Origin of the sequence: Mesorhizobium sp. M7A.F.Ca.MR.362.00.0.0, assembly GCF_004023175.1 — a bacterium.
GTDB lineage: Bacteria > Pseudomonadota > Alphaproteobacteria > Rhizobiales > Rhizobiaceae > Mesorhizobium.
The window spans coordinates 1-4469 of the sequence record NZ_RZTF01000469.1 but is presented as its reverse complement, the minus strand read 5'-3'; the positions used below and the strand labels follow the sequence as shown (position 1 = coordinate 4469).

The 4469-nt window shown below is 63.4% G+C and carries 3 protein-coding genes; all 3 read left to right on the top strand.

Annotated elements, in window-relative coordinates; translation table 11 throughout:
* On the top strand, nt 1-389 hold a 389-nt coding region (locus EOC06_RS33200; protein WP_206631311.1), incomplete at its 5' end, for a hypothetical protein.
* A gap of 214 nt (nt 390-603) precedes the next feature.
* Nucleotides 604-4212, top strand: a complete 3609-nt coding sequence (locus EOC06_RS33195; protein ID WP_128309782.1) for a hypothetical protein — start codon at nt 604-606, stop codon at nt 4210-4212.
* 52 nt (nt 4213-4264) lie between these two features.
* The coding region (locus tag EOC06_RS45235) for a phage tail fiber protein (RefSeq protein ID WP_206631312.1) at nt 4265-4469 on the top strand (205 nt) is incomplete at its 3' end.

Genomic DNA, 4469 nt, shown 5'->3' with positions numbered 1-4469 from the left:
CGTCGGGACAGTGGATCGTCATGAGCAAAACGAAGGCCGGCCCGTTGAACTTCGGGTCCCGCATCGGGCTCAACGATCTAGCGAAGAAGCGTTCCGAGATGGAGCGTGAAATCACCGCCCAGCACGAGGCCGCAAGGTCTGCTAACGTGGCCGCCCGCAAGGAGGCCCGTGCCCAGCTCTGGTCGGCGATGGAAGACCGCCGCAAGACAGTCGAGGAGTGGGAGCTGAAGCACAGCAAGACCCACGGAATCGTCACCGGCTACGTCGCCAAGCGCCTCCGCAAAAACTACGAGGAGGAGCTGTCGAACTTCAACAATCCGTTCAAGCCGCCGACAGCACCCAAAAAGCTGTTCAAGGGACCCCGAGGTATCGGACGGTCCTTCGACTAACCCCTCAAGGCCCCGGCTCACCACCGGGGTCTTTTCTTTTCAGGAGAACACATGAGCGCCAGCCTCTCCGAGGCCATTAAGAACGAAGCTCTGCGGATCGGCGCTGACCCGCAAGACCTTGCCACCGCCATGTCCCTACGAGACCGGCGGCACTTTCGACATCTGGCAGGCAGGCCCGACGACCAAATGGGGTCAGCACCGGGGCCTCATTCAGATGGGCGAGCCGCAGCGCCAGAAGTACGGCTACTACAAAGGCATGTCCGTGGAGGATGCCGTTCACGCTTCGGCCAACTATCTGGTCGACAGCGGCTTCAAGCCCGGCATGGGCCTGCTCGATATGTACTCCACCATCAACGCTGGCGCCCCCGGCCTCTACGATCGCTCTGACGCGGCGGCTGGCGGCGCTCCGGGCACCGTCCGGGACAAGGTTGAGCAGCAGATGGAGGCCCACAAGGCCAAGGCTGCATCGCTCCTCGGCGGCAACTATGTGCCACAGGTTGCCAACCCCTATACCGATACGGACGCGCCACAGACCAACTATAACACCTACGACCAGAGCCGCACCCCACCGGCCCCTACGCTGGTCGATGTCACGCAGCAGAAGCAAGACGAGGAGGCACGAGGCCCGCAGGCTTACACCTCATGGGGCGACCAGATTTACGACAGCGGGGCACAGAATTGGTACACCGCCAAGCTATACCGCTGGGCCACTCAAGGTGCCGTCGATCCCCAGGATAACGGCTGGACCGAGGACCAGTGGAAGCACATTACCGAGACCCTCCCCGAGCAGTATCACGACTACGTTCTGACCGGCACCTCGGAGTACAACCGGAACCTCCGGCTGAAGTACGCCACCGAGATGGCCGACCGGGACGTTCGGGCCGAGAAATCGGGAACCGTAAGTTCCCTGACGGCTGGCGTTATCTCCGGGATCGCCGACCCTGTGCTGTTGCCTGCGATGGTCTTCGGTGCCGGCGAGGCCGCCGCTGTTTGGAACACTGGGCGCTCCTTCGCTGCCAAAGTGCTAGGCGGTGCCCTCCTGGGCGGCACGAGCAACGCCGCTCTCGAACTGGGCGCACACTACGGTCTCGATGATCCTCACACTGACGCGCTCGCGGCGTTTGGCGTAGGGGCTCTGCTCGGGGGCCTGACGGGTCCTCTGGCCCGCAACCCGGCAACTGTCGTGGAGCGGGACTTGATGACCAAGACCGGCCTCGACGCAATCGAGCAGGCCAAGTCTCGCGCCCTCCAGTCCAACATGCCATCCATGGTGAGTGATGTCAGCTCTGCCGGCGCTGCCCGCAACACGGACAGAATCGTTCCGTTCAACCCCACCGATTGGGGCATTGACGACGAGGCGGTGGATCGCGGCTTCGGCGGTAAGCTCCGCTTCGACGTGGCCGGCCAGCTCACCACGAGCGAGAACCCCCGCGCCCGCCTCGCCGGCTTCGCCATGTTCGAGGAGACCGCCGGCACCAAGGGCCACGCCGTCCTCGACGCCCCCACGTCGATCCGCGCCACGGCTCTGGAGCGCAAGCTGCTAGGCAACCGCAACTCGGTCTATCAGGTCGCCCTGCGCGACTACGTGGCGGAAGGGTCGTCCCTGCTCAACCCCCTCGCCCGCGCCCGGAAGGCCGACGAGTTCCACCGGGCGGTCAACGCCTTCATGACGGACGAGCACCCCTCGCCCGACGTAAGCCCGCATATCGTCAAGGCGGCATCAGCTCGCAAGCAGTTCTACGATGCTTGGGCTGGTGAGTTGGAACGCGCCTTCCCCGGCCTCTCCGTCAAGCAGCAGGGCTTCTACTCGCCGAAGGTTGCGGACCACAACCGCATCTCCGAAATCGACCGACTGGTTGACGAGGAGACCATGCACAAGTTCATCGCCGAGAGCATCCGCCGTGCACATGGTGAGATAGAGGATGACCTCCTCAAGAAGATGTCGAAGGGCTACTGGGCCAGTATCCGCAAGGCCGGCTATGGCATTGAGGACAGCATCGCCGGGGCTCTCGGGCTGGGCGACAAGCAGGCATTCAAGGAAGCCTTCAAGCAATCCCTTCTGGAGAGCGACGGGCTCGCCGACGAGGACCTGGACAAGGTGTACGACCTTTTCTCCGGCGTCGTGGATGAGACCAAGAAGACCGCTGACGGCTCAAAGGGCGTCGGCTATCTGAAGCGCCGCACGGTGATGAAGTACGACTACGCCGCCAACGTCCGCACCAAGACAGGCGAGATGCTCCCGCTGAAGATGGACGACCTGTTCATTCAGGACGCCGAGTTTCTCGACCGCCGCTACGCCCGCACCATGTCAGGCCGGGTGGCATTCGCGGACATGAAGGTTCGCGACCCGGTGACGGACGAGTTGATCTTCGACGGCATCCGCTCCGAGGCTGACCTGACCAAGTTCAAGAACTGGGTCCGGGAAGGGTTCCGCCAGCTAGGCAAGCCCGTCTCCGAGGTACAGTCCAAGATGGAGAACGCCATCGAGAACATCGACTTCGGCTGGAAGCGCATCAACGGCATCCCGGTCTACGGACAGGAGAAGGCTTACGCCCAGTGGGTGCGCCGCTTCAAGACCCTTCAGTTCATCCGCCTGATGTCCAACATGGGCCTCAATCAGGTGCAGGAAAGCTGGAAGGTTGCGTCGATGACCGGCTTCCGCGCGTCGATGCAGCAGCTCCCCGCAATCCGCCGTATGGTGGACGAGACTGGCCGTTCGGTCCCCAAGAGGGACGCCCTGCTCGCCGAGCTGGAGCACATGTCCGGCGTTGGTCTCGACGGTCTGGTGGGCAAGTTCGACTTCCGCTTCGCGGACGACCGCATCGGCGCTGGGGCCTCCTCACGGCTGGCCAACGGCCTCGATATGGCGCTCGACTGGGGCCAGCGAATGACGGCTGAAGTGTCCCTGATGAGGGGCATTCAGGACTACCAGCAGAAGTGGGCCGCGAAGGCCGTGGCCCAGCACCTCTTTGACATCGCTCGCAAGACCGCTGTCGAGGGCGGCGGGTTCGACCTGACCAGGCTCACAGGCAAGGGCACGGAACGTCTGGCAACGGTCGGCATCGGTGACGAGCAGGCCCAGTTGATCTTCGGCAACCTCCTGAAACACGCGGAGAAGGACGGCAAGAAGCTCGTCTCCCTCGGGTCGAACAAGTGGGACCCGAAGGCAGTGACCGAGTTCTCCTACCTCCTCAACCGCTACACCGACAGGCTCGTTCAGGCCAACGACGTGGGCGGTTTGGCGAAGTGGATGAGCAACCCGGTGGCCTCCTTGTTCACCCAGTTCCGCAGCTTCGTGCTCGGCGCTTGGTCGAAGTCCACACTCTACGCGATCAACCACATGGACCCCCGCATGGCGGTCACGCTGATCGGCGAGATGGCACTCGGTACGGCCACTTTCGCAGTCCGTCAGGCTCCCCAGTTGGCGACCGACGAAGGCTACGACAAGTACTTCGAGGAGACCCTTGATCCGGTTAACCTCGCCAAGAACGGCTTTGCCCGTACGGCGACCTCCTCGATCCTCCCTATGCTGATGGACAGTGCCCTAATGTGGACCCCGGTGGGGCCGCAGTTCGGTTCTGCCCGCGCCTCCGGTGCCCCGCAGGACGCCCTGTTCGGCGCTCCGGCTGGTAACCAGCTCCAAGACGCCGCCCGGTTCTCCAAGGGCGTCATCCGCAGCAATATGGAAGGCCGTGACATGGCCCAGTCCGAGCTTCGCGCCGGCTGGAACGCCTTCGTGCCGCTGGGTAACTTCATACCCTTCTCGGCGCTGTTCTCCCACCTGATTGAGGACCGTCGCGAGACGCCACCTCGCAACCGCTAACTCAACGGCCCTCGGATGACCTCCGGGGGCCTTTCTCCTTTTGAAGGACGCTATGGCATACACACCTAACATCGTAGCCGGCAACGGCTCGGTGACCGACTTTCAGGTGCCCTTCCCCTACCTTCGGCAGGCCCATGTGGGCGTGAAGGTGAACGGGGTCGTGGTCACAAAGACCTGGGTAAACGCCGGTATGATCCGAGTGTCGCCCGCCCCCGGATCAGGCATCCGCGTGGAGGTCTACCGGGACACCCCCTCGG

Bases quoted from the DNA above. Each gene is read 5' to 3' on its own strand.
- EOC06_RS33195 (WP_128309782.1), top strand. From the start codon at position 604: ATGGGCGAGCCGCAGCGCCAGAAGTACGGCTACTACAAAGGCATGTCC.